This is a genomic window from Dietzia cercidiphylli, assembly GCF_014145145.1.
GTDB classification, from domain to species: Bacteria; Actinomycetota; Actinomycetes; order Mycobacteriales; family Mycobacteriaceae; genus Dietzia; species Dietzia natronolimnaea.
The window spans coordinates 1-1329 of sequence record NZ_JAALEA010000383.1 but is presented as its reverse complement, the minus strand read 5'-3'; the positions used below and the strand labels follow the sequence as shown (position 1 = coordinate 1329).

General features: G+C 71.3%; 2 protein-coding genes. One reads left to right on the top strand and one right to left on the bottom strand.

What is annotated here, in order from left to right; translation table 11 throughout:
* A partial coding sequence (locus G6028_RS13565; RefSeq protein WP_182659184.1) for an alpha/beta fold hydrolase occupies positions 1-623 on the bottom strand: 623 nt, incomplete at its 3' end.
* 126 nt (positions 624-749) lie between these two features.
* Here G6028_RS13565 and G6028_RS13560 point away from each other — a divergent pair.
* On the top strand, positions 750-1329 hold a 580-nt coding region (locus tag G6028_RS13560), incomplete at its 3' end, for a CoA transferase subunit A (RefSeq protein WP_182659183.1).

Genomic DNA, 1329 nt, shown 5'->3' with positions numbered 1-1329 from the left:
TCCTCGTCGCCGGCCACCACGAGGGTGGGGCAGGTGATCCGGCCGAGGTCGGCGCGGCCGTCCCAGACCGACAGGGCATCGCACGCGGCGGCGTACCCCTCGGCGCTGGTCGCCAGGATCATCCTTCGGAGACCGGCCACCAGGGAGGGATCCTCCTCGGCGCGTCCGGGGGTGATCCACCGCGCCACCACCGCGTCGGCGACGGCCGCGGTGCCACCCTCGCGGACCGCGGCCGCGCGGTCCGCCCATCCGGAGGGCTCGCCGAACCTCGCAGCCGTGCACAGCAGGGCAGCGGACCGGACCCTGGTGGGCTCGTGGACCGCGAGCCACTGGGCCACGGCGCCGCCCAGGGAGAGCCCGACCACGTGGACGTGACCCACGCCGAGGGTGTCGAGCAGGGCGAGGACGTCGCCGGAGAGGTCGGCGATCGTGCACGGCCCCGGAATGACGTCTGAGTTCCCGTGCCCTCGGTGGTCGACGGCGATCACCATGTGGTCGCGGGCCAGATCGCGCACCTGGGCGTCCCACATCGACCGGTCCGAACCGAGGGATCCGAGCAGTACTACGGCAGGGGCATCCGCTGAGGGCGGGCCGCTGACCTGGTGAGACAGGGTGGCGGGCATGGGATGGGTCCTTTCCTGGGGAGCGGCGGGTCAGTTCTGGCGCGGGTGACGTGAACCACGATACGCCGAAAGTGTACGTAGCGCGAACAGTTGTGCAACAGGCGAACAGGTCCTACGATGTGTGACATGACCAACAAGATCTTCTCGTCGGCCGCCGCCGCGGTCGCGGACATCCCGGACGGCGCCTCCCTCGCCGTGGGGGGTTTCGGTCTGGTCGGCATCCCCGCCGTCCTGATCGACGCACTCCTGGAACAGGGCGCCACCGATCTGCAGACCGTGAGCAACAACTGCGGCACGGACGGCTTCGGCCTCGGCACTCTCCTGGAGGCCCGCCGCATCACCCGCACCACGGCCTCCTACGTGGGGGCCAACAAGGAGTTCGCCAGGCAGTACCTGAGCGGGGAGCTCGAGGTGGAGCTGACGCCGCAGGGCACGCTCGCCGAGCGGATGCGATCCGGTGGGGCGGGCATCCCGGCCTTCTACACGCCGGCGGGCGTCGGGACGGTGGTCGCCGAGGGCGGACTGCCGCTGCGCTATGACGGCGACGGGGGAGTCGCCGTGGCCTCCGAGCCCAAGGAGGTCCGAGAGTTCGACGGGACCCCGTACGTCCTGGAGCGCGCGATCGTCACGGATTTCGCGCTCGTCCACGCCCATCGGGCGGACACGGCGGGCAACCTGCAGTTCCGCGGCACCGCCCGGAACTTCA